The organism is Inquilinus limosus MP06 (assembly GCF_000767795.1).
Classification (GTDB): Bacteria; Pseudomonadota; Alphaproteobacteria; order DSM-16000; family Inquilinaceae; genus Inquilinus; species Inquilinus limosus_E.
Genome location: NZ_JANX01000763.1, coordinates 1 through 2416, shown reverse-complemented (window position 1 = coordinate 2416; position 2416 = coordinate 1). Strand labels below are relative to the sequence as shown.

Genomic DNA, 2416 nt, shown 5'->3' with positions numbered 1-2416 from the left:
CTGGGCTACGGCGTCGCCGGGCCGACGCATCAGGCGGTTCTGGCGGGGATGACGGCATCGCTGCGCGGCACCACCGTCGCCCTGACCGCAAGCCTGGTCAATCTGGGCATCGTCGTCGTCGCCTTTGGCGCCGGGCGATTCTTCGATACGCTGGGGATCGAGACGACCATCGGGGCGGCGGCGGCCGGCGTGGCGGCGGGCTTCGCCGTGCTGCTGGCGGCGGAACGGCGCCCGGTCGCGACATAGGGTCTTTCGGCCGCGCCGGCGGAACCAAGCCGGCCTTCGTTCCTTCCGTGAGCTGTGACCACGCAGCGGAGACCGAGATGGCGTCACTGACAGGGCATCCCGATGCCGTTCCCACCCCGGACGCCGACGGCGCCGAGGGACGCGCCACCGGCAAGCAGCCGCGGGTGCGCGCCGAGGGACGCTTCAAGGGCCCCGCCGGGCGGATCGAGGATTACGCGATCATCGGCAATTGCCGCACCACGGCGCTGGTCGGCCGCGATGGGTCGATCGACTGGCTGTGCCTGCCGCGCTTCGATTCCGACGCCTGCTTCGCCCGCCTGCTGGGCGACACCGAGAACGGCCACTGGCAGATCGCGCCGGAGGACCACGCCACCGCCCGGACCCGCCGGCACTACCACGAGAACACGCTGGTGCTGGAGACCGAGTTCGAGACCGAGACGGGCACGGTCGCGCTGATCGACTTCATGCCCTTCCCGCACCGCGAGGACGAGATCTCGATCGTCCGGCTGGTCGAGGGCCGCGGCGGCAGCGTGCCGATGCGGATGGAGGCGGCGTTCCGCTTCGACTACGGCCGCATCGTGCCCTGGGTGCGGCACCGGCCGGACGGCATCGTCGCCATCGCCGGGCCGGACGCGCTGCGCTTCCGCTCGCCGATCCCGCTGCATGGCGAGGCGATGAAGACGGTCGGCGACTTCACGGTCGAGGCCGGCGACCGGCTGCCCTTCATCCTGACCTGGTATCCGTCGCATCTGCCGGAGCCGGGCGCCATCGACCCGTTCCGGTCGCTGACCGACACCGAGACCTGGTGGCATGGCTGGGCCCATCACTGCACCTATGACGGGCCCTATCGCGAGGCGGTGCTGCGCTCGGCCCTCACCCTCAAGGCGCTGACCTATGCCCCGACCGGCGGCATCGTCGCCGCGGCCACCACCTCGCTGCCCGAGGAGCTGGGCGGCGAGCGCAACTGGGACTACCGCTACTGCTGGATCCGCGACGCGACGCTGACGCTGTACGCCCTGCTCGGCGCCGGCTTCACCGAGGAGGCGGCATCGTGGCGCGACTGGCTGCGCCGGGCCGCGGCCGGGCGGCCGGAACAACTGCAGATCATGTACGGCCTCGGCGGCGAGCGCCGGCTGACCGAGCTGGAGATCCCGTGGCTGGCCGGCTACGAGGGCAGCAAGCCGGTGCGCATCGGCAACGGCGCCCATGCCCAGCTGCAGCTCGACGTCTATGGCGAGCTGCTGGACGCCATCCATGTCGCCCGCAAGAAGCACCTGACCCACCCGCATGACGCCTGGCGGGTGCAGCGGGTGCTGCTCGGCTATCTCGAGAAGATGTGGGACAAGCCGGATGAGGGGCTGTGGGAGATCCGCGGGCCCCGGCGGCACTTCGTGCACAGCAAGGTGATGGCCTGGGTCGCCTTCGACCGGTCGATCAAGGCGGTCGAGCAGTTCGGGCTGGAAGGACCGGTCAAGGCCTGGCGGGCGCTGCGCGACCGCATCCATGCCGAGATCTGCGCCAAAGGCTTCTCCGAGAAGCGCAACAGCTTCGTCCAGTCCTATGGCTCGGAGCTGCTGGACGCGGCGCTGCTGCAGATCCCGATGGTGGGCTTCCTGCCGCCGGACGACCCGCGGGTGATCGGCACGGTCGAGGCGATCGAGCGCGAACTGACCATCGACGGCCTGGCCCGGCGCTACGAGACCGAATCCGGCGTCGACGGGCTGACCGGCGAGGAAGGCACCTTCCTGGTCTGCAGCTTCTGGCTGGCCGACGCGCTGGCCATGATCGGCGCCACCGACCGGTCCACCGCGCTCTACGAACGGCTGCTCAGCCTCACCAACGATGTCGGGCTGCTGGCGGAGGAGTACGACCCGATCGCGCGGCGCCAGCTCGGCAACTTCCCGCAGGCGTTCAGCCATATCGGGGTGATCAACACCGCCCTGAACCTGGCCGAGTACCGCGGCCCTTCGGAGGATCGCAGCCACAACGGGCATGGCGCCCCTGCCGCCGATGCACGGTGAAACCGGCGGAAAGCTGCGCTAGGCTGCGGCATCGCGCCTGAGAGACCCGTGATGACCGCCCTGTTCGACGCCGAGACCGAGAGCACCGCCGAGCTGATGCGCCGCCTGGGCGCCGCCGCGCGCAGCGCCGCCGCCGCGCTGGCCCTGGC

At 70.9% G+C, this 2416-nt stretch carries 2 protein-coding genes; both read left to right on the top strand.

Going from position 1 to position 2416, the window contains the following annotated elements; translation table 11 throughout:
* The coding region (locus tag P409_RS39545; protein ID WP_034848145.1) for a hypothetical protein at positions 1–246 on the top strand (246 nt) is incomplete at its 5' end.
* Between the two features lie 77 nt (positions 247–323).
* Positions 324–2267: a glycoside hydrolase family 15 protein gene (locus P409_RS32040; RefSeq protein ID WP_081992073.1), complete on the top strand. Its 1944-nt coding sequence runs from the start codon at positions 324–326 to the stop codon at positions 2265–2267.
* The last annotated feature ends 149 nt before the right edge of the window (positions 2268–2416 follow it).

What these genes read in the sequence shown, in the direction of transcription:
- P409_RS32040 (WP_081992073.1), top strand. Translation starts at nt 324, where the DNA reads ATGGCGTCACTGACAGGGCATCCCGATGCCGTTCCCACCCCGGACGCC.